A 20,233-nucleotide genomic window follows, 5' to 3' on the forward strand; every position below is an offset into this window, starting at 1 on the left:
GGAGGTCAAAAATGCAGCAAAAACGGGTCGTACTTAAACTGGTGATCGTCTGTATGACGCTGATCCCGTTCATCTGGCTAACCCGCGGTTCGCTGTGCGAACTGCGCATCAGGCTGGGAGACTCGGAGGTTGCGGCCACTTTGGCTTACGAATCCGAACGGTAAGGCAACCCAACGGCGGGGTTCGCCCCGCCCGTTGGCTGATGGTGTCAGGCAGGATCCACGAGCACCCGCCTTTTCAACCTTGCTGGCGAATGCGCGCCAACAGCGCGTCGATATGCTCGATCTGTGGCGCATTGACGATCAGCGTGCGCCCCAGTCCCAGCGCATGACGCTGGCAGTCGAGGCGCATATCGGCGTCGGCGATGCTGTCCAGATCGGCGACGTGCGCCAGGCCGATGGTGCGCCGAATCAGTTCGGTGCCGCAATACCCTACTGCGTCAGTCCAGACCTGCTGCAGGAACTGCTCAGCGTAACCCGGCGTCGCCAACGCCGCATCCCGGCTTTGCTGATGGCACAGCGCCAGGAAGCGATCGGCGAAAATCAGCCACAGCTCGCGCACATCCTGCAGGCGCTGCTCGCGCCCAGCGGCGGCGTCGCGCGGCCCGAACAGCCCCGGCAGGCCGCAATAGTTGAGCAGCAAGTTGCCTAACGCAGTACCGATATCGAAACCGATCGGACCGTAGAAACCGAATTCAGCGTCGATCGCTTTCAACCGCCCTTCCGCCACGAAGATCGAACCGCTGTGAATATCGCCGTGCAACAGCGCTTCCGCCTTGCTGAGGAAGCGATGTTTCAGGTCGGCAACCGCCAGCTTCAGCGGCGCATCCTCACGCAGCGCCTGCACCTGCGGCAACAGCGCCGCCTCGAACTGATTGCGCTCATGATCGACATAGGGATCGGTAAAGAACAGATCTTCGGTGATCTGGCACAGCTCGGGGTTGGTGAAACGGCTGACTTCCGCCTTCTTCTGCTGTGCCGACTGATAAAAATCGGAGGTGTGGAACAGCGTTTGCGCCAGGTATTCCGCCAGCTGTCCGGCCGCCAGCGGGTGATAGTTGCCCTGCACCAGCTCACTGCGCCAGATGCGATGGTCGGAAAGATCTTCCTGCACCATCACCGCCAATTCGGGATCGTGATGCAAGACTTTTACCGTATGGCGTGGGCAGAAGCCGCCGTGGACCAGCAACGTTTCCGCTTCGATGCGCGCCCGATCCAGCGTCAGCGGCCAGGATTCGCCCACGCAGCGCACGTAGGGCAGCGCCTGTTTGACGATCACCCGGCTCACGCCTTCGCGATCGCGGATCTTGAACACCAGGTTCAGGTTGCCGTCACCGATCTCGTCGGCGCTGACCAGCGCCTGCGGTTCGGCCACCTGCCCGTACTGGCGGGCGTATTCAACGGCGTCGGCAGCCGTAAACGTACGATAAAGCGACATTCCCCAACCCCTCTGTTCTCTCTCACTGACCCAGCGATTCTGTTTATTTAGACGTAAAAGCATTTGGACGTCTATACATCTGGAAGTCATGTTGGCAGAATAGCGTTTCAGATGCAATAACCACGCAACAAGGAATTAACCGCCGATGCAAGCGCTTAACACCACCAGTTTGACCCTGCAAGACAACCGCCTTTGGATCCTCGATCAGCAAGCCCTGCCGCAGGAAAAGCGGTGGCGCGCCTGCGACAGCGTGGAAGAGTTGGTCGGGCACATTCACAGCCTGCGGGTGCGCGGCGCGCCGCTGATCGGGCTGTCCGCCAGCCTGCTGCTGGCGCTGCTCGCGGAACGCGGTCTATCGCGTGCCGAGTTGGAACAGGCGCTGCACACGCTGCGCGCCGCCCGCCCGACGGCGGTCAACCTGATGAATAATCTGGATCGCATGAAGCTGGCGCTGGCCGAGCCTGATTGGGCACCGGCGATGGCGAACGAAGCGCTGCGGTTGGTGGAAGAAGATCGCCTGCTGTGCGATCGCATCGCCGATCACGGCGCTGGGCTGGTCAAACCCGGCAGCCGCCTGCTGACCCACTGCAATACCGGCGGATTGGCCACCGCCGGCGTCGGCACCGCCCTCGGGGTGCTGCGGCGCGCCCACCGGCAGGGCAAGGTGCAACAGGTGTGGGTCGATGAAACCCGGCCGCTGCTGCAGGGCGGCCGCCTGACCGCCTGGGAACTGGGCGAGCTGGGCATTCCCTATCGCCTGATCTGCGATTCGATGGCCGCCAGCCTGATGGCGCAGGGCCAGGTCGATGCAGTGTGGGTCGGCGCGGATCGCATCGCCGCCAACGGCGACGTCGCCAACAAAATCGGCACTTACAGCCTGGCGGTGCTGGCGCACTATCACGGCATCCCCTTCTACGTGGCCGCCCCGCATACCACCCACGATCCACACTGCCCGGACGGCGCCGCCATCCCGATCGAGCAGCGCGCGGCGGCCGAAGTCACCGGCGTTTCAGGCAGCTTCGGCGCCTGCCAGTGGGCGCCTGCCGATGCGCCGGTCTACAATCCGGCGTTCGACGTCACGCCGGCGAAGCTCATCAGCGGATGGGTATTCGACAGCGGCGTGATTACACCGCAGCAGGTTGAAGCGGGGATCTTCCGGCGGGCGTTGGGTTAACGCCCGCCGATTGGCGATCAGTCCAGACGCGGGTAATCATCGGCGATCTTGTCGCCGGTGAAATGCGCCACCCAGCCTTCCGGGTTGTCGAACACCCGGATCGCGGTGAAATGCGGGGCCGAGCCCATATCGAACCAGTGCCGGGTGTTGGCCGGCACCGAGATCAGATCGTTCTTTTCGCACAGGATCTGGAAGATCTTGCCGTCCAGATGCAGGCAAAACAGCCCTGCGCCTTCGACGAAAAAGCGCACTTCATCTTCGCCGTGCGTATGTTCGGACAGGAATTTTTCGCGCAGCGCCTGGCGCTGTTCGTGGTCCGGCCGCATGCTGATCACGTCCCAGCTCTGGTAGCCCTTTTCCGCCACCAGCCGGTCTATCTCATGCTGATAGGCGGCGATCACCGCCTCCGGCTGCGGATTGTCGCCCAGCTCGCGATCTGCCTGCCAGCGCTCAAAGCGCACGCCGATTTGCGCCAACTGCCGCTGGATCTCCTGCGCATCGCGGCTCTGCCACAGCGGCTGCTGCGGCGCTGTATCGCTGAAAATGGTCAATCCACTCATGAGACGAACTCCCCTAAATCGATACGATCAAAACGGTTAACCTGCGGATGCTGGCTCTGGTCGTCCGCGTCATCGCGGATCAGCTGGCAGGTATGCCAGCCGGCGGTCTGCGCCGCATCCAGCTCCTGGTGGATGTCGGACAAAAACAGCAGCTCGTCGGGCGCGATGCCGATAGCCTGCGCGATGTTGCGATACGACGCGGTTTCACGCTTGGCGCCGACGTGCGTATCGAAATAGCCGCTGAACAGCGGCTGCAGATCGCCCGCGTCGCTGTGGCCGAACAGCAGCTTCTGCGCCTCCACCGAACCGGAGGAATAGACGTAAAGCTTCACTCCCTGCCGCTGCCAGGCGGCCAACTGTCCCGCGACTTCCGGATACAGATGCCCACGGAAGTCCCCTTCGCGGTAACCGCTGCGCCAGATAATGCCCTGCAACGCCTTGAGCGCGGTGGATTTGCGATCTTCATCCATAAAGCGGTACAGGGCGGCGATCAGCGTGTCGAGATCAGCCTGCGGCTGGTCAATTTCAGCGCGCAGCGCCGCCAGCGGTGCGGCGACTTCGCTCTCAGCGGCATGGCGGCGCACAAAATCTGCCAGCCGTTCGCGGGCGTAAGGAAACAGTACCTGATGCACGAAGCGAATATCGCTGGTGGTACCTTCAATATCGGTCACGATAGCGCGGATCATTTCGCCTCCAGTAAGCGGCGTTGCAGTTCACACTGGAACAAGAATTCCAGCCCTTCGAGATGACGGCGAGCTTCCGCCACCTGACTCCCCCAGCAATACAGACCGTGGCCGCGCACCAGAAAGCCGTATTGCAACGGCGTGGCCTCGGCATAGGCCGCCACGCGCGCAGCCAGCTGGGGAATGTCCTGATCGTTGTCGAAAATGGGGATCGCCACGCTGTCCAGGTGGCTGCGCTGGCCGGCCAGCGACTTCTGCATTTCGTACCCCTGCAACACCAGCGCATCGCCGCGTTCCACCCGCGACAAGACGGTAGCGTTGACCGAATGGGTATGCAGCACCGCGCCGATGTGCGCAGACAGGCGGTAGAGCAGCGTATGCAGCCCAGTCTCCGCCGATGGCGTGCGGCCGCTCGGCACATGATTGTCGGCGATATCCACCTGCAGAAAATCGGCGGCGCTCAGGCTACCCTTGTCTTTGCCGGACTCGGTGACCAGGCACTGACGTTCGTCCAGGCGCAGCGACATGTTGCCGCCGGTCGCCGGGCACCAGCCTTTGTCGCCAATCCAGTGGCAGGCCGCCAGCAATGCGGTAAGTTGCGGATTATCCGTCATTATTATCGTTTCCCGTTCGGTAAGGCGGCCGGCAGAAGAAGCTTTGCCTGCCGCGTGGCGGGCTAAGCACTTTTTCGAATTTAGCCATCTAAGCGTCTTGATTGCCAAATACTAGCATCGTGTTATATTGACGGCAATATAAGCGCCTGGAGTATTCACCTGCTATGAGCACTTCCGCATTGGTTCCCGAAAGCAAACTGCCCTCACTGGGCACCACCATCTTTACCCAGATGAGCGCGCTGGCGCAGCAGCACCAGGCGATCAACCTGTCTCAGGGCTTCCCCGATTTCGACGGCCCAGACTACCTGAAAGAACGTCTGGCCTGGCACGTCGCCCAGGGCGCCAACCAATATGCGCCGATGACCGGCGTGGCGCCGCTGCGCGAAGCCATCGCCGACAAAACCGCCGAGCTGTATGGCTGGCAGCCGGACGCCGCCGCCGAAGTGACCGTCACCGCCGGCGCCACCGAAGCGCTGTTTGCCGCCATCAGTGCGCTGGTGCGCCCCGGCGACGAGGTGATCTGTTTCGATCCCAGCTACGACAGCTATGCACCGGCGGTGACGCTGGCCGGCGGCATACTCAAACGCATCGCCCTGCAGCCGCCCGCGTTTGCCGTGGATTGGCCAAAGTTCGCCGCCGCGCTGTCACCGCACACCCGCCTGGTGATCGTCAACACGCCGCACAACCCGTCCGCTACCGCCTGGCAGGCGGAAGACATGCAGCAGCTGTGGCACGCTATCGCCGAACGCGAAATCTACGTGCTCAGCGACGAGGTTTACGAACACATCTGCTTCGCCAAAGGCGGGCACGCCAGCGTGCTGGCCCACCCGCAGCTGCGCCAGCGCGCGATCGCGGTGTCCTCCTTCGGTAAAACCTTCCACATGACCGGCTGGAAAGTGGGTTACTGCGTGGCGCCCGCCGCGCTGAGTGCCGAGGTGCGCAAAGTGCATCAATACCTGACCTTTTCGGTCAATACCCCGGCGCAGCTGGCGCTGGCGGATAGCCTGCGCGCCGAGCCGGAGCACTGGCGACAGCTTCCGGCGTTCTATCGCGCCAAACGCGACCGCTTTGTGCAAGCGCTGGCGAGCAGCCGACTGGAAATTTTACCCTGCGCGGGTACATACTTCTTGCTGGCAGACTACAGCGCCATCTCCGATCTGGACGATGTGGCATTCTGCCATTGGTTAACCGAGCACGTGGGCGTGGCGGCCATTCCGCTGTCGGTCTTCTGTGCCGATCCTTTCCCTCATAAATTGATCCGGCTGTGCTTCGCTAAACAGGACGCCACGCTGGATGCAGCTGCGGAGCGGTTATGTCGACTTTAAAAATTACCCTGTTGCAGCAACCGCTGGTCTGGCGCGACGGCCCCGCCAACCTGGCGGCTTTCGATGCGTTGCTGGCGCCGATCATTGGCCGAGATCTCATCGTCTTGCCGGAGATGTTCACCACCGGTTTCGCCATGGATGCCGGCGAGAGCGCGCTGCCCGAACAGCAGGTGATCGACTGGCTGCACGGTTGGGCGGTGAAAAGCCACGCGTTAATCGGCGGCAGCGTGGCGCTGAAAACCGACGAGGGCGCGGTCAACCGCTTCCTGTTGGTGGAGCCGGGCGGCCAGGTGCACGCCTATGACAAACGCCACCTGTTCCGCATGGCCGGCGAACACCTGCACTACCAGGCCGGCAACCGGCGTGAAATCTTCGAGTGGCGCGGCTGGCGCATCCTGCCGCAGATCTGCTACGACCTGCGTTTCCCGGTTTGGGCGCGCTATCAGCAGGATTACGATCTGGCGCTGTACGTCGCCAACTGGCCGGCGCCGCGCAGCAGCCATTGGCAAACGCTGCTGGCGGCGCGGGCGATTGAAAATCAGGTGTATGTGGCGGGCTGCAACCGGGTGGGCGAAGATCCCAACGGCCTGAACTACAGCGGAGACAGCTTGATCATCAGCCCTCAGGGCGAGATCCTGGCGGATGCGGAGCCCGGCGCGGCCACGCGGTTGGACGCCGAGCTGTCGCTGGAAACCCTGCAGAGTTACCGCAGCGCCTTCCCGGCCTGGCGCGATGCCGACAGCTTTCTGCGTTTAGACTGATTCCCCCTTCTCCCAGCCGGCGATCATCAGGCAATAGGCCCGGATCGCCAGCGCCACGTCCGCCGGCCGCACCGCTTCGTCAGGATGATGACTGACGCCGCCGGCGCAACGCACGAACAGCATGCCGACCGGCCAGTGCGCCGCCACGGCGATGGCATCGTGACCGGCGCCGCTCGGCAGCGCCAGGCCGCGCCCCTGTACCTGCTCGACGGCCGCCTGCCAACGGTGCTGCAGCTCCGCGTCGCAGGCGGTGACGTCAATGCGGTAAAACTCTTCACTGGCGAAGCGTACTCCGCGGCGTACGCAGATCGCCTGCGCCTGCGCCAGCAACGCCGACAATAGCGCCGCCAGTTGCGCATCCTGCGGGCCACGGACGTCGAGCGTCAATCGCACTTCGCCGGGGATCACGTTGACCGCGCCCGGCAGGCATTCAATACACCCCACGGTGGCCACCAAATGCGGATCGGCGGCGCGGGTCAGCGTTTCGACCGCCATCATCCATTCCGCCGCGGCCGCCAACGCGTCTTTGCGCTGCCCCATCGGCACCGTGCCGGCGTGGCCCGCCTCACCGTTGAAAGTGCAGGTAAGCCGGCGCGCGCCATTGATCGCCGTCACCACGCCCAGCGCCAAATCGGCTGCCTCCAGACACGGGCCCTGTTCGATATGCAATTCGAGATAGGCGCGAATTTCGTTTGGCGCGCGACGCGCCTGCGCAATCGCCGCCGGATCCAGCCCAAAGTCGCGCATGGCCTGTGCCACGCTGATGCCGTCGGCGTCGGTGCACGCCAGCCACTCTGCGGGCCACTGGCCGGTCAGGCCGCGGCTGCCGAGCAGCGTGACGCCAAAGCGCGCGCCCTCTTCGTCGGCAAAGCCGATCACCTCCAGCGCCAGCGGCAATCGACGCCCCTGGCGGTAATAGTGCGCCACCGTTTCCAGCGCCGTGAGCACGCCGAGCATGCCGTCATAGCGCCCGGCGTTGCGCACCGTGTCCAGATGCGAACCGAGCAGCAGCGCGGGGGCAGCGGGCGTGAGCCCTTCATAACGGCCGCAGATATTACCGACGCTGTCCTGCCAAACCTGCATCCCGCTCTCGCGCATCCACTCTCCGACCAGACGATTGGCGCGCCGATGTTCAGCAGAGAGATAAAGACGCGTCAGCCGATCGGGCTCTGCGCTGATCGCCGCCAGCTCGTCACAGCGCGCCATCACCCGTGCGGCAGCCTGCTGCGCCTCCACCGGCGTCATCCACGCTTGCCTGCGTCATAAACGTTCCAGGCGGCCTGCAACGCCTCGCCCTGCTTGCTGGCGAAGCCGAGACGATTCAACACCGCCTCCAGCGCCGCCAGGGTTTGCAGCACGCAATCCTTGCGCGCGTTGTAGCCCATGGTGCCGATGCGCCAGATCTTGCCCTGCAGCGGGCCGAACGAGGTGCCGATTTCGATGGCGAAGTCGTTCAGCATCATCTGCCGCACCTGTTCGCCGTGCACCTGCGGCGGGATCATCACGCCGAGCACGTTGTTCATGCGGTGATCGAGATCGCCGAACACCGCCAGCCCCATGCCCCGGATGCCCGCCAGCATTGCCGCGCCGTGCAGCCGGTGGCGAGCGATGGCGTGATCCAGCCCTTCTTCGAGGATCACTCGCGCGCATTCTCGCGCCGCGAACAGCATGCTGGTGGCTTCGGTATGGTGATTGAGACGCTCCGGCCCCCAATAATCCATGATCATGCCGAGGTCGAAATAGTTGGAGTAGATCATCTCGTCGTCGCCGTCGGCATGCTCGGCGGTACGGATCCCCTCCTCCACGCATTTACGGCGGCGCACAATCTCTTCAAACTGCGGGCTGAGAGTGACCGGCGAACTGCCGGAGGGGCCGCCCAGGCACTTCTGCAGCCCGGCGGAGACCGCATCCAGCCCCCAGGCATCGGTCTCCAACGGGTTGCCGCCGAAGGAAGCCGTTGCGTCGGTATAGAACAGCACGCCGTGGCGGCGGCAGATATCGCCCAGCTCATGCAGCGGCTGCAGCATGGTGGTGGAGGTGTCGCCCTGCACCGTCAGCAGCAGGCGCGGACGCACTCGCTTAATCGCGTCTTCGATGCGATCGGCGCTGAACACCTCGCCCCACGGTACCTCGATCGTGTGTACCTCGGCACGGCAGCGGCGGGCAATCTCGCACAGCAGATGCCCGAAACGGCCGAAGACCGGCACCAACACCTTATCGCCCGGCCGAATAGCGGAAACCAGCACCGCTTCGATGCCGGCGCGCGAGGTGCCGTCCACCAGCATCGTCCAGCGGTTTTCGGTGCGGAACAGCGCGCGGTACAGCGCCATGACCTGATTCATATAGCCGGTCATCGCCGGATCGTACTGGCCGATCAGCTGGCTCGACATGGCGCGCAGTACGCGCGGATCGGCGTTGATCGGCCCCGGCCCCATCAGCAGGCGCGCCGGCGGGTTAATCTGATCGAATTGCGAGATATCCAACATGTTCATTCCCTGTCAGCTTAGTAAGTTATTGAGTTATGCCTTCAGCGTCGACATGACGTTTGTTTGCTGCCCAATAGCCTACTCCCGATAGGAATTCAGTTGAAACAAAAGATTCTTATAACCAATAAATGAAACCAAAGTAACACAATGAGGTGACCGATCCGCCTTAAACGGCGGTAGGTGAAGGAAGGGAAATGACCTGCCGCGCTTAACGCAGCTCCAGTTCGTCCAGCGCCAGGAACAGTTCGGCGACGTGATGAATACGCTGCCGCCCCTGAGCCAGCCGCTCATGCAGCAACGCATTGCTGAGCAGGCTGGCCAGGCTCATGGCAGCGGCATAGCTGTCGAACGCCGACACGCTGTCGAGCGGCACGGTCAAGTGCCAGTTGGCCAACGGAAACAGCGCCTGCGCCTGCGGCTCGCAGATCAGCAGCGTCGGTACTCCGCGACTTTGCAACAGCGTCAGCACCGCCTTTATCTGACGCGGCCGGCGACGGAACGCCACCACCACCGCCATGTCCTGCGGCGTCAGCCCCGCCAGATCTTCCGCCAGCGTCTGCCCCGGCTGCGGCGCCAGCAGCACCTGTTCACGCACCTGCATCAGCTGCTGGCGCAGGTGCATCGCCACCGGATAGCTGTTGCGCAGCCCCAGCAGCAGTACGCCTCGCGCCTGCGTCAGTGCGGCGATCGCCGCGCTGAACTGTACCGCATCGATCTGCTTTACCCAGCGGGTGAGGTTGGCCATTTCCTGCTTACAGTGCCGCGCCAACAGCGTATCGCCCTGCACCGCATCGCGGCTGTCGGTCAGCGGCATGCCGCTCTGGCGCAGGGTGCGCAGCTCATCGCGCATGGCGCGGTAGTTGGGGTAGCCCAGCCGTTTGAACAAGCGGCTGACCGTGGCTTTGGAAACGCCGCTCAGGCGCGCCAGCTCGGCGCTGTTGTAACCGATCAAATCGTCATAGTGATCGAAGATGAAGTCGGCCACCCGCTGCTCCTGCGGCGTCAGCTGTGGGTAGTCGCGGCGCAGGCGTTCGTCGAACCGTTGCATTATCGTTCTCGCTGTAACCTTCGTTTCAGCGGAACATAACACGGTCGAACTACCCGCTGGCAAGCGATTATTCGTGGGTGGGAAATGGCAGCGGCATGCCCTTCTCCCGCGTCAATGCCGGAAAAGGGCCGCGCGTTCAGCACCAATAGGCCATGAAGTTGACGGTAGCGCGATCCAAATCGCGTTCGCCGATCAGATAACGCCGCAGCGTTTTCACCGTGGAAGACTCGGCCGCCACCCAAGCATAAAAAGCGTTACCGCCGGCCGCCCGCTCCCACAACACCTCATCGCTCAGGCTGCTTTCCGCCAGGGACTGCGCCTGCGCGCACGCCGACGCGGGAATGTCGACCCGCTGGCGCACCGCCTCCACCAGCAGCGTGCCGTGTGCCAGTTGGTGCCCTACGTCGCGCGGTAGCCAGTAAACCTCAGCGAACGGGAAACGGGCCAAATCCAGGCAATCCCCCGCCACCGGCACCTCGAAGAATGCCTGCACCCGCGGCGGATTGGCCTGCTGCGCCAGCTGCTCCAGAATACCCATCGCCGCCGGCACCGCCGTCTCATCGGCGATCAACAGCGCCTGCTGCAACTGCGCCGGCGGCACCCATTCGTAGCCGCCGCTGTCACCGTCGAAGTCAGCGTTGGGGGCGACCGTCTGAAGGGCGTCACCCGGCTCGGCGTGGGTCGCCCAGGCGGAGGCTGGGCCGTTCACGCCATGCAGCACGAATTCGACGTCCATCTGATTCTGCTCACGGCGCAGCGCACGCAGCGTGTAGGTGCGCATCACCGGACGCTGTTCTTTGGGGATCGCCATGTAATCGCCGTACCAGTCCGGGCCGTTGACCAACTGCGGGATCTTGCCGTCCGCCGCCGGGAACAACAGTTTGATGCGCTGATCCGGCGCTTCCAGCTTCATCCGATGAATATCCGCACCTTCAAACACGCAGCGCACCAGCGAAGGTGAAATCAGCGTTTTACTTTTCAAGGTGATATCAAAAATTCTGTAGCTGGCGGACATGTTCTCGATTCTCCGGCAACGCTGTCGCTTGTGCGTATGGCCGATCGGCTGCCGTGTTGACGGCGTGGGGTGCTCGATCGTGCAGCGGGTAAAATGTTAATAAAACTAATTAATTACGTTAATGTATCGCAAAAAATCATATCATGATTTTATTGATAACAAGAAACGTTATTGATAAAAGAATCATTCTCAAAAATAGAGTAATAACAATATCACCTGGGAAATAACGATGAAACGCAAACACCTTTGGGTATTGAACCCTTGTCTGCTGGCAATGCTTGCGCCGGCGGCTTGGGCAGAAGATCAGAAAGCCGGCAACGAAGAGCAGTTGGTGGTCTCCGCCAGCCGTTCGCACCGCAGCGTGGCGGAAATGGCGCAGACCACTTGGGTCATCGAAAGCCAGGAGATTGAACAGCAGGTTCAGGGCGGTAAAGAGATCAAAGACATGTTGGCGCAGCTGATCCCCGGCATGGACGTCAGCGGCCAGGGCCGCACCAACTATGGTATGAATATGCGCGGCCGTTCGATGATGGTGATGATCGACGGCGTACGCCTGAATTCATCGCGCAGCGACAGCCGCCAGTTGGATTCGATCGATCCGTTCAATATCGATCATATTGAGGTGATTTCCGGCGCGACTTCGCTGTACGGCGGTGGCAGCACCGGCGGCCTGATCAACATCGTCACCAAAAAGGGGCAACGGGAACAGCAGGTCGAGTTGCAGATCGGCGGTAAAACCGGCTTTGGCGGCCATAACGATCACGACGAGAACGTGGCGGCGGCGGTCAGCGGCGGCAACGACAATGCCTCGGGGCGCCTGTCCGTTTCTTACCAGCGCTATGGCGGCTGGTACGACGGCAAAGGCAATGAGGTACTGATCGACAATACCCAAACCGGCCTGCAGTATTCCGATCGCCTTGACGTGATGGGCACCGGCACCCTCAACATCGACGATCATCAACAGCTGCAGCTGACCACCCAATACTACAAAAGCCAATCCGACGGCGACCACGGCCTGTTCCTGGGGGAAAACTTCGCGGCGGTGACGGGCGGCGCCAAGGCATACAACAGCGGCAACTTAAATTCCGACCGCATCCCCGGCACCGAACGCCATCTGATCAACCTGCAGTATTCCAACACCGATTTCCTTGGCCAGGATTTGGTGGCGCAGGTCTACTACCGCGACGAAACCTTGACCTTCTACCCATTCCCGACGCTGGCGGGCAAAGCGCCGGACTATTACGTCAGCAGCATTGGCGCTTCGCAGCAAAAAACCGATTTCTACGGCGGCAAGCTGACGTTAAACAGCAAGCCTGTCGATGCGCTGACGCTGACTTACGGCATCGACGCCGAGCATGAGAGCTTCAACGCCAACCAACAGTTTTTCAACCTGGCGAAGGCCCAACAGTCCGGCGGTATGACGCTGGAGAACGCTTACAGCACCGGCCGCTATCCGAGCTATACCACCAGCAACCTGGCGTCGTTCCTGCAGGCCAGCTACGATATCAACCCGATCTTCACCCTGAGCGGCGGCGTGCGTTACCAATACACCGAAAACAAGATTGACGACTTCGTCGGCTATAACCAACAGCAGGCGATCGCCACCGGCGCCGCGACTTCTGCCGACGCGATACCGGGAGGGAAAACCGACTACAACAACGCGCTGTTTAATGCCGGCCTGTTGGCGCACCTGACCGATCGCCAGCAAACCTGGTTCAACTTCTCTCAGGGCTTCGAGATCCCGGATCCGGGCAAATATTACGGCAACGGCACCTACGCGTTGAACGGCGGCCATTACCAGTTGCTGAAGAGCGTCAACGTCGGCGATTCCAAGCTGGAAGGCATCAAGGTCAATGCCTACGAGTTGGGCTGGCGCTATACCGGCGATAACCTCCGCACGCAAATCGCCGCCTACTACTCGCTGTCCGACAAGAGCATCGCCATCAACAAAACCGACATGACCATCAACGTCAATGCGGACAAGCGCCGCATCTACGGGGTGGAAGGCGCGGTGGATTATTTCTTTGAAGACAGCGACTGGAGCGCCGGCACCAACTTCAACGTTATCCGTTCCGAAACCAAGGTCAACGGCGAATGGAAGAAGTTGGTGGTGGATACCGCCAGCCCATCGAAAGTCACCGCTTATGTCGGCTGGGCGCCGGGCGACTGGAATCTGCGCTTACAGTCGCAGCAAACCTTCGACGTGTCGGACGACGGCGATTACACCAAGGCCAACTCCACTCAGGGCCGCAAGATCGATGGCTACAACACCCTCGATTTTCTCGGCAGCTATAGCCTGCCGGTGGGGAAAATCAGCTTCAGCGTGGAAAACCTGCTGGACAAGCAGTACACCACCGTTTGGGGCCAACGCGCGCCGATCCTGTACAGCCCGACCTACGGCTCGCCTGAGCTGTACAGCTATAAAGGCCGCGGACGCACCTTCGGTTTGAACTACTCGGTGTTGTTCTGAGGAATAAGGGGCCGGTCCGCCGGTCCCTTTTATTGGGCCGCACCGTTTTTCAGAGAGCAGAAACGACAAAGCCCCGAGTTATCGCTAACTCAGGGCTTCTGAATAGTGGCGGAACGGACGGGGCTCGAACCCGCGACCCCCTGCGTGACAGGCAGGTATTCTAACCAACTGAACTACCGCTCCGCGCCATTCCCTCTTGCGGGGGAACGAGGCGCATATTACGGACGCCTCTCGGTTCCGTCAACGCCTTTTTCTCACCAAATGAACCGTTTGCACAGTTTTTCAACGAAGCTTCATCCGGTGCGTTTTTTTCGTGCAAAAATGCCGTTACTCCTACTCCGCCGGCGCACCGCGCCACAGGCAACTGCCGCCCTTTTTCGCCACCAGATCCAGACGCGCCTCGTGCGCCTTCACTTCTTCGTCGCTGGCGTAGACCACTTTCATCGCCGTCGCCGGGCGGACGATGCGCTGAATTTCTTGCGCGGCGTCGTTTTGCTGGGTATCACCCTCCATCTGGAACGCTATCGAGGTCTGACCGCCGGTCATCGCCAGATAAACTTCCGCCAAGATCTCGGCATCGAGCAATGCGCCGTGTAGCGTACGCTTGCTGTTGTCTATCTCATAACGGCTGCACAAGGCATCGAGGTTGTTGCGCTTGCCCGGGAACAGGCGACGCGCCATCAGCAGGCTGTCGGTGATGGTGCAGAAGGTCTCGGTCTTCGGGATGCCCTGCTGCAACATGCGGAATTCGTGATCCATAAAGCCGATATCGAACGCCGCGTTATGGATCACCAGCTCGCCGCCGCGGATGAAGTCGAGGAATTCCTCGGCAACCTGATCGAAGGTCGGCTTGTCGACCAGGAAATCGTCGCTGATGCCGTGTACGCCGTAGGCTTCCGGATCCACCAGCCGATCCGGCTTGATGTAAACGTGGAAATTGCGCCCGGTCAGGCGGCGGTTAATCACCTCCACCGCACCGATTTCGATGATGCGGTGCCCTTCGTAGTGCACCCCAAGCTTGTTCATACCGGTGGTTTCGGTATCGAGGACAATCTGTCTGGTGGTTGTAGAGATCATATTGCAGTGCTCGCAGCGCTCGTTTATGTCAGACTTGGCTTTTAAAAACTGATAGGAAGAGTCTACCAGAGATGCTCAAACAGGTAGAAATTTTCACCGACGGCTCCTGCCTTGGCAACCCCGGCCCCGGTGGCTACGGTGCGATATTACGCTATAAGCAGACGGAAAAAACCTTCAGCGAGGGTTTTCGTCTGACCACCAATAACCGCATGGAAATGATGGCGGCGATCGTGGCGCTGGAAGCGCTGACCGTGCCCTGCGCCGTGACGCTCAGTACCGACAGCCAGTATGTGCGTCAGGGCATCACCAGTTGGATCCATAACTGGAAGAAGCGCGGCTGGAAAACCGCCGACAAAAAGCCGGTCAAGAATGTCGATCTGTGGCAGCGGTTGGATCAGGCCATTCAGCGCCACGAGGTGAGATGGGAATGGGTCAAGGGCCACGCCGGCCACCCGGAAAACGAACGTTGTGACGTATTGGCGCGCGAAGCGGCCGGTAAGCCGACACAGGAAGACGTCGGTTACCAACCGGAAGCCTAAGGCAGTTTGCGATAGCTCTTGGTCGCGCCCACCGCGCGGCTGAGAGACGGTTTTCTCGCCCCCAGTTTCATCGGCGTGGGCGTCAGCGGCAAAGTGCGTTTACGCGCCACAATCACGCTCATGCAGCCCAGCGCCGGCAAATGGGTGCATAAAAACTTGCCGCCCTGGCGATGCCACGGCAGCACGTGAAAACGCGCCTGGTGCAGCACCTCATAATTCAGCAGGCTAAGCCAATCCAGCAACCGCATCTGGGTAAACATGCGGCTGACATAGGGCTGACGGCGACGCAATCCGGGCACCAGCTTACCCAATCCCAGCAGGCTGAACGGATTGAAGCTACTGATAACCACCCAGCCGTCGTCGATCAACACCCTGTCGACTTCACGCAGCATGCGGTGCGGATCGTCTGCATAGGACAGCGTATGCGCCAACAGGCAGGCATCCACCGACTTGGCGGCAAACGGCAGTTGATAAGCATCGGCGATCACCTGCAGCCCTTCTCCCTCCAGCCCTACGTTGACCTGATGGGAAATCGCGCACTTGTCCGTGGCCAGCTCGGCGCTGAGCATGCCCATCTTCAGCAGATGGAAACCGAACAGCTTTGGCCACCAGGGTTGCAACTGCCGCTCGAGCGCTTCACGATAATACTCCCCCCACGGCAGCTCGGCCCAGGACTGCGGGCCGGTGAGCTTTTGTAGAGTATGGGCTGGTTTCATGATTTATTATCTTCTTTCAAGCCGTTGCCAACGAGAGGTACACCATGAATCTTATCAGCATTCCCGCCTTCCAGGACAATTACATTTGGTTATTGGATGACCGACAGGGGCGCTGCATTATCGTCGATCCGGGTGAGGCGCAGCCGGTGCTCGAAGCGCTGCAGCGCCTGCAGCTGGTGCCGGCGGCGATCCTGCTGACCCACCATCATCACGATCACGTCGGCGGCGTGGCGCAGATCGTGGCCCAGTATCCCGGCATGGCTGTCTATGGGCCGCAAGAAACCGCTGACAAAGGCGCCAATCACATCGTCCGCGACGGCGACACCTTTAACATCGATGGGCGCCAGTTCAGGACTTTCGCCGTCCCCGGCCATACATTGGGCCATGTGGCATTCTATAGTGCCCCTTATCTGTTCTGCGGCGACACAATTTTTTCCGCCGGCTGCGGCAGACTGTTTGAAGGCACCGCCAAACAAATGTACGACTCATTTCAACAACTCGCGCAACTTCCCGATAACACCTTAATTTGCTGCGCGCATGAATATACTCTTTCAAATCTTAAGTTTGCGCGGGCTATTTTGCCGGAAGATCGAGAGATTGAAACATATCAACAACATGTTGAAGCGTTAAGGGCAAAAGGCCAAGCCAGTGTGCCGACCACATTGCAATTAGAGCGCAAAATTAACCTGTTTTTACGTTGCCATGACACTGATTTACAAAAGAAATTAGGCTTTAATTCACCACCAGAAAGCCTTCATTCAGTTTTTTCTGAATTACGCCTGCGGAAAGATAACTTCTAAGCTTTTAGTTGTGTTATTTGGCGAAGCAAAGTATTATTGCTCGTCTTTTAAGCAACTACATTGACACACACATGAAGGCTAAAGCGATATTTCTCGCCTCAGTCTTGCTAGTGGGTTGCCAGTCGTCCAGGCAGGACGCACCGGCGCCAGAACAGCATGCACAGAGTTTGTCTTCGGCTGGTCAAGATGGTGAAGCAGGAGAGTACACAGCAAATGGCCGAGCGAGCTCGGCGCGGTGGTTGGATAACAACAGTCCCGCCGCGCAACAGGACCTGTGGAACTTCATTAGCGACGAGCTGAAGATGGAGGTTCCGGAAAATTCCCGGATCCGTGATCAGAAAAGAAAGTACTTAAAAAGTAAGAGCTATCTCCACGATGTAACATTACGGGCAGAGCCGTACATGTACTGGATAGTCGGGCAGATTAAGAAACGTAATATGCCGATGGAACTGGTACTGCTACCCATAGTGGAGAGCGCTTTTGACCCACACGCCACGTCAAGTGCCAACGCCGCAGGGCTATGGCAAATCGTGCCGCAAACGGGTCGCAATTATGGTTTGAAAAACAATCAGTGGTATGACGGTCGACGCGATGTCGTCGCCTCGACAACCGCTGCGCTGAACATGATGCAACGCTTGAACCGCATGTTTAACGGCGACTGGTTACTGACCGTAGCCGCCTATAACAGTGGTGAAGGCCGCGTGATGCAAGCGGTGAAGGCAAACAAACGCCAGGGTAAGCCAACCAATTTCTGGGCACTGTCGCTTCCGCGTGAAACGTCAATCTATGTCCCGAAAATGCTGGCGCTGAGCGACATCATCAAGAACAGCAAGAAGTACGGCGTGAAACTCCCGAAAACGGATGAAACCCGTGCACTGGCGCGTATCGATGTCGGGCAGCAGATCCAGCTGACTCAGGCGGCTGAGATGGCGGGGCTTTCAGTCACCAAGATGAAAGCGTATAACCCAGGCTACAAAAAAGGCGTTACGGCACCCAACGGGCCCCATTACATCATGGTTCCCAAAGGACATGCCGAGCAACTGAAAGACTCGCTGGCCGATGGCCAGATCGCCGTGACTCAGCCAACGACGCAGTTGGCGAAGAACAGCGGTTTGACCGGTGGCAGCTCGTATAAAGTGCGCTCCGGCGACACCTTATCGGGCATTGCCAAGCGGCTGAACGTTAAGACCAGCGATTTGCAGAGTTGGAACAACTTACGCGCCAAGAGCGCCATAAAAGTTGGGCAAACCCTGCAAGTGGCCAGCAATACTGGCAGTAATAGCAGTATCACCTATCAGGTTCGTAAAGGGGATTCGCTTGCCAGTATCGCACGTCGTCACGGCGTCGATATTAACGACGTGATGCGTTGGAATTCAACGCTCGGTAAAGGCAACAGCCTTCAACCCGGTCTGAAGTTGACCCTGTTTGTCGGCAACAAGCTGACGCCGGACACCTAAGTTTCGGCACAAAAAAAGCACCCCTCGGGGTGCTTTTTTATTACCTGTGATTCACCAGACGGGGGAGTCTTTTTCCGGGTGGAACTCCACCAACAGCGGATTGTGATCCGACGCGCTGGTCACCAGTACCGACGCCTCTACAACCCCAAGATTACGGTAAAACACGAAGTCCAACGGACGGCCAAAGGCCTTACGGCGGTGATCGTCGGCGAAACTCACTTCGCGCAGCGCCATCTCGCCGGCGAAGTCATACAAGGCATTGATACGTTTGCGGCTCCAGGCGTTAAAGTCCCCGGCCATGATCACCGGCCCCCGGTGGCTGGCGATCTGCTCGCCGATCGGCCCCAGCTGTTTGCTGTAGACGTCGACTCCCAGGCTAAAGTTCACCGCATGGATGTTCACCACCATCAACAACTCGCCGTTGTACAGCGGATAAACGGTGATCAGGGCCGACTTGGACAGCCGCAGCAGCGGCTCTCGCTCGCGCAGCGGGCAGCAGTAAACCGGATGAGCGGCCGCCAGCGTCATCACGCCGGAAGGGTGCTGCGGCAGCACAAAGGCCGGCACCTGATCGGCCGCCAAATAGTTGGCGGTCGCGTAGCTCACCAGCTCCGGCGTGGTTTGCGCCTCTTGCAACAGCACCAGCTGCGCATCTTTGCCATGATTTTTCAGCACCGAAAGCCAGTCGGCTCGCTGCTGTTTGAAAATATTCCACACCATAACGCGCAAGGCGCCGGTCGTCGGCAGCGCCGCCCCTGGCGGCAACGGCTGGTTAACGGCGCCAGGAAAGATTCGCTCAACTGGCTGTCCTGCAACATACCTCATTGCATAAGTTCGTTTCGGCACGCGATTCGCCTATTACCCATTAGCATGAAACTGGCGATGAAGACTTCGCCAACGGTGAATTGATTATACGCCTGCCCCGCACAGAGGGCATGGCTTTTACAGGCATAACCTTTTCAGTTATAGGGGCCGTCTGCGGCGATTTCAATCTTCTGAGGGTATAGCTGTGTAAAGGTGGTGCAGCAGAGGTGAAAAATGCGAAAGGGCCAGCAAAATGCAAACGGGGAAACAGGAATATGCGCAATCACGTTCATGTGGGTGACGAGGATGCTCCGACGTGCTTAAATGACTAAATCGCTAAAAATTTAGAATAGAGCTTGCCTGTGGAGCAAAAATGAAAGCGAATTCGGACGAGCTTATCACCTTCGTTACCGTAGTGGAAAGCGGCAGCTTCAGCCGGGCGGCGGAGCGCCTGCAGCAGGCCAACTCCGTGGTCAGTCGGACGGTAAAAAAGCTGGAGAGCAAGCTGGGGGTAACCCTGCTCAACCGCACGACACGCCAAATCAGCCTGACCCAAGAAGGCGAAAACTACTTTCGGCAGGTGCAGAAAGTATTGAGCGATATGGCCGCAGCGGAAAATGCGTTGATGGAAAGCCGTCAACGCCCGCAGGGGCTGCTGCGCGTCGATGCCGCAACGCCGGTCGTCTTGCATCTGTTGACGCCGCTGGTCGCCGAGTTTCGTGAACGCTATCCGGAAATGTCGCTATCGCTGGTCTCTTCGGAAAACTTCATCAATTTGATCGAACGAAAAGTGGATATCGCCATACGCGTCGGCGAGCTGACGGACTCTACGCTGAAAGCGCGCAAGCTGATGGCCAGCTATCGGCGCATCCTGGCCTCCCCCGCCTACCTGACGCAGTATGGCGCACCAAAGACGGTAGCCGATCTGGAGCACCATTGCTGCATCGGCTTCAACGATCTGCCCAACCTGAACCGCTGGCCGCTGACCTGTGCCGATGGTCGACAACTGGAGATCGTTCCAGGTCTGACTACCAACAGCGGCGAAACCCAGCGCCACCTGTGCCTGCACGGCAACGGCATCGCCTGCCTATCGGACTTTATGAGTGATGAAGACGTCAAACGCGGAGACCTGGTCCCCCTTCTACTGGAAGACACGTTGCCACTCGAAATGCCGATCAACGCGGTGTACTACAGCGATAGCGCCGTCAGTAACCGCCTGCGCAGTTTTATCGATTTTATCAGCGATCGGCTAAAGCGATAAAAAAGG

At 60.0% G+C, this 20,233-nt stretch carries 20 protein-coding genes and 1 tRNA gene; 9 read left to right on the plus strand and 12 right to left on the minus strand.

What is annotated here, in order from left to right; translation table 11 throughout:
- Nucleotides 1-11: 11 nt before the first annotated feature.
- Nucleotides 12-164: a Hok/Gef family protein gene (locus tag ACYF6X_RS16125; protein WP_063990827.1), complete on the plus strand. Its 153-nt coding sequence runs from the start codon at nucleotides 12-14 to the stop codon at nucleotides 162-164.
- Between the two features lie 73 nt (nucleotides 165-237).
- Here ACYF6X_RS16125 and mtnK read toward each other — a convergent pair whose 3' ends face one another.
- Complete coding sequence (mtnK, locus tag ACYF6X_RS16130) at nucleotides 238-1,437, minus strand: S-methyl-5-thioribose kinase (protein WP_130018570.1); 1,200 nt, start codon at nucleotides 1,435-1,437, stop codon at nucleotides 238-240.
- 145 nt (nucleotides 1,438-1,582) lie between these two features.
- Here mtnK and mtnA point away from each other — a divergent pair, with 145 nt between their 5' ends.
- Nucleotides 1,583-2,611, plus strand: a complete 1,029-nt coding sequence (mtnA, locus tag ACYF6X_RS16135; protein ID WP_107228063.1) for an S-methyl-5-thioribose-1-phosphate isomerase — start codon at nucleotides 1,583-1,585, stop codon at nucleotides 2,609-2,611.
- Between the two features lie 17 nt (nucleotides 2,612-2,628).
- Here the strand turns inward: mtnA and ACYF6X_RS16140 are convergent, their stop codons facing one another.
- From ACYF6X_RS16140 to ACYF6X_RS16150, 3 genes are read right to left on the minus strand one after another with little or no spacing between them, the layout of a single operon-like run.
- Nucleotides 2,629-3,171: a 1,2-dihydroxy-3-keto-5-methylthiopentene dioxygenase gene (locus ACYF6X_RS16140; protein ID WP_063990824.1), complete on the minus strand. Its 543-nt coding sequence runs from the start codon at nucleotides 3,169-3,171 to the stop codon at nucleotides 2,629-2,631.
- Entirely contained in the window at nucleotides 3,168-3,857 is a 690-nt protein-coding gene (gene mtnC / locus ACYF6X_RS16145) for an acireductone synthase (protein WP_063990823.1), read from the minus strand. Before mtnC ends, ACYF6X_RS16140 begins: the two co-directional genes overlap by 4 nt.
- Nucleotides 3,854-4,468: a methylthioribulose 1-phosphate dehydratase gene (locus ACYF6X_RS16150; protein ID WP_063990822.1), complete on the minus strand. Its 615-nt coding sequence runs from the start codon at nucleotides 4,466-4,468 to the stop codon at nucleotides 3,854-3,856. The genes mtnC and ACYF6X_RS16150 overlap by 4 nt, the downstream gene beginning before the upstream one ends.
- 164 nt (nucleotides 4,469-4,632) lie before the next feature.
- On the opposite strand from ACYF6X_RS16150, the gene ACYF6X_RS16155 reads away from it, so the two are divergent.
- Together ACYF6X_RS16155 and ACYF6X_RS16160 are read left to right on the plus strand one after the other, a co-directional pair.
- Nucleotides 4,633-5,793: a pyridoxal phosphate-dependent aminotransferase gene (locus ACYF6X_RS16155; protein ID WP_130018571.1), complete on the plus strand. Its 1,161-nt coding sequence runs from the start codon at nucleotides 4,633-4,635 to the stop codon at nucleotides 5,791-5,793.
- A complete protein-coding gene (locus ACYF6X_RS16160) occupies nucleotides 5,781-6,554 on the plus strand; it encodes an amidohydrolase (protein WP_130018572.1) in 774 nt (257 codons plus the stop codon). The genes ACYF6X_RS16155 and ACYF6X_RS16160 overlap by 13 nt, the downstream gene beginning before the upstream one ends.
- Here ACYF6X_RS16160 and hpxK read toward each other — a convergent pair.
- The 4 genes from hpxK to ACYF6X_RS16180 all read right to left on the minus strand — a co-directional run bounded on the left by hpxK (nucleotide 6,546) and on the right by ACYF6X_RS16180 (nucleotide 11,103).
- Nucleotides 6,546-7,799 carry an allantoate amidohydrolase gene (gene hpxK, locus ACYF6X_RS16165; protein WP_130018573.1) on the minus strand — a complete coding sequence of 418 codons (1,254 nt, stop codon included), beginning with the start codon at nucleotides 7,797-7,799 and terminating at the stop codon, nucleotides 6,546-6,548. The genes ACYF6X_RS16160 and hpxK overlap by 9 nt on opposite strands.
- Complete coding sequence (locus ACYF6X_RS16170; RefSeq protein WP_130018574.1) at nucleotides 7,796-9,040, minus strand: pyridoxal-phosphate-dependent aminotransferase family protein; 1,245 nt, start codon at nucleotides 9,038-9,040, stop codon at nucleotides 7,796-7,798. The genes hpxK and ACYF6X_RS16170 overlap by 4 nt, the downstream gene beginning before the upstream one ends.
- A gap of 208 nt (nucleotides 9,041-9,248) precedes the next feature.
- The gene (locus ACYF6X_RS16175) at nucleotides 9,249-10,088 is read right to left on the minus strand and encodes a MurR/RpiR family transcriptional regulator (RefSeq protein ID WP_107228057.1); all 840 of its coding nucleotides are present in this window, start codon (nucleotides 10,086-10,088) and stop codon (nucleotides 9,249-9,251) included.
- Between the two features lie 136 nt (nucleotides 10,089-10,224).
- Nucleotides 10,225-11,103 (minus strand): siderophore-interacting protein, encoded by an 879-nt coding sequence (locus tag ACYF6X_RS16180; protein WP_130018575.1) that lies wholly within the window; start codon nucleotides 11,101-11,103, stop codon nucleotides 10,225-10,227.
- Nucleotides 11,104-11,332: 229 nt separating this feature from the next.
- Between ACYF6X_RS16180 and ACYF6X_RS16185 the strand changes: the two genes are divergently transcribed.
- Nucleotides 11,333-13,573 carry a TonB-dependent siderophore receptor gene (locus tag ACYF6X_RS16185; protein WP_130018576.1) on the plus strand — a complete coding sequence of 747 codons (2,241 nt, stop codon included), beginning with the start codon at nucleotides 11,333-11,335 and terminating at the stop codon, nucleotides 13,571-13,573.
- Between the two features lie 106 nt (nucleotides 13,574-13,679).
- Here ACYF6X_RS16185 and ACYF6X_RS16190 read toward each other — a convergent pair.
- Nucleotides 13,680-13,756, minus strand: a tRNA-Asp gene (locus ACYF6X_RS16190).
- A 150-nt stretch (nucleotides 13,757-13,906) separates the two neighbouring features.
- Nucleotides 13,907-14,650, minus strand: coding sequence for a DNA polymerase III subunit epsilon (gene dnaQ, locus ACYF6X_RS16195; RefSeq protein ID WP_063990815.1), 744 nt, complete (start codon nucleotides 14,648-14,650; stop codon nucleotides 13,907-13,909).
- Between the two features lie 71 nt (nucleotides 14,651-14,721).
- Between dnaQ and rnhA the strand changes: the two genes are divergently transcribed.
- Complete coding sequence (gene rnhA / locus ACYF6X_RS16200; protein ID WP_063990814.1) at nucleotides 14,722-15,189, plus strand: ribonuclease HI; 468 nt, start codon at nucleotides 14,722-14,724, stop codon at nucleotides 15,187-15,189.
- On the opposite strand, the gene ACYF6X_RS16205 is transcribed toward rnhA, so the two are convergent.
- On the minus strand, nucleotides 15,186-15,905 hold the full coding sequence (locus tag ACYF6X_RS16205) for a class I SAM-dependent methyltransferase (protein WP_063990813.1): 720 nt from the start codon (nucleotides 15,903-15,905) through the stop codon (nucleotides 15,186-15,188). The two genes, rnhA and ACYF6X_RS16205, sit on opposite strands and share 4 nt — an antisense overlap.
- Before the next feature lie 44 nt (nucleotides 15,906-15,949).
- Between ACYF6X_RS16205 and gloB the strand changes: the two genes are divergently transcribed.
- Nucleotides 15,950-16,705 (plus strand): hydroxyacylglutathione hydrolase, encoded by a 756-nt coding sequence (gene gloB / locus ACYF6X_RS16210; protein WP_074181258.1) that lies wholly within the window; start codon nucleotides 15,950-15,952, stop codon nucleotides 16,703-16,705.
- 71 nt (nucleotides 16,706-16,776) lie between these two features.
- Entirely contained in the window at nucleotides 16,777-18,162 is a 1,386-nt protein-coding gene (mltD, locus tag ACYF6X_RS16215; protein ID WP_107228082.1) for a murein transglycosylase D, read from the plus strand.
- A gap of 51 nt (nucleotides 18,163-18,213) precedes the next feature.
- Here the strand turns inward: mltD and ACYF6X_RS16220 are convergent, their stop codons facing one another.
- The gene (locus tag ACYF6X_RS16220) at nucleotides 18,214-18,987 is read right to left on the minus strand and encodes an endonuclease/exonuclease/phosphatase family protein (RefSeq protein WP_033634215.1); all 774 of its coding nucleotides are present in this window, start codon (nucleotides 18,985-18,987) and stop codon (nucleotides 18,214-18,216) included.
- 352 nt (nucleotides 18,988-19,339) lie between these two features.
- On the opposite strand from ACYF6X_RS16220, the gene yafC reads away from it, so the two are divergent.
- Nucleotides 19,340-20,227 carry a DNA-binding transcriptional regulator YafC gene (gene yafC, locus ACYF6X_RS16225; protein ID WP_130018577.1) on the plus strand — a complete coding sequence of 296 codons (888 nt, stop codon included), beginning with the start codon at nucleotides 19,340-19,342 and terminating at the stop codon, nucleotides 20,225-20,227.
- Nucleotides 20,228-20,233 lie beyond the last annotated feature (6 nt).

The sequence above is a fragment of the Serratia sp. ID 25-353 genome, from assembly GCF_054792795.1.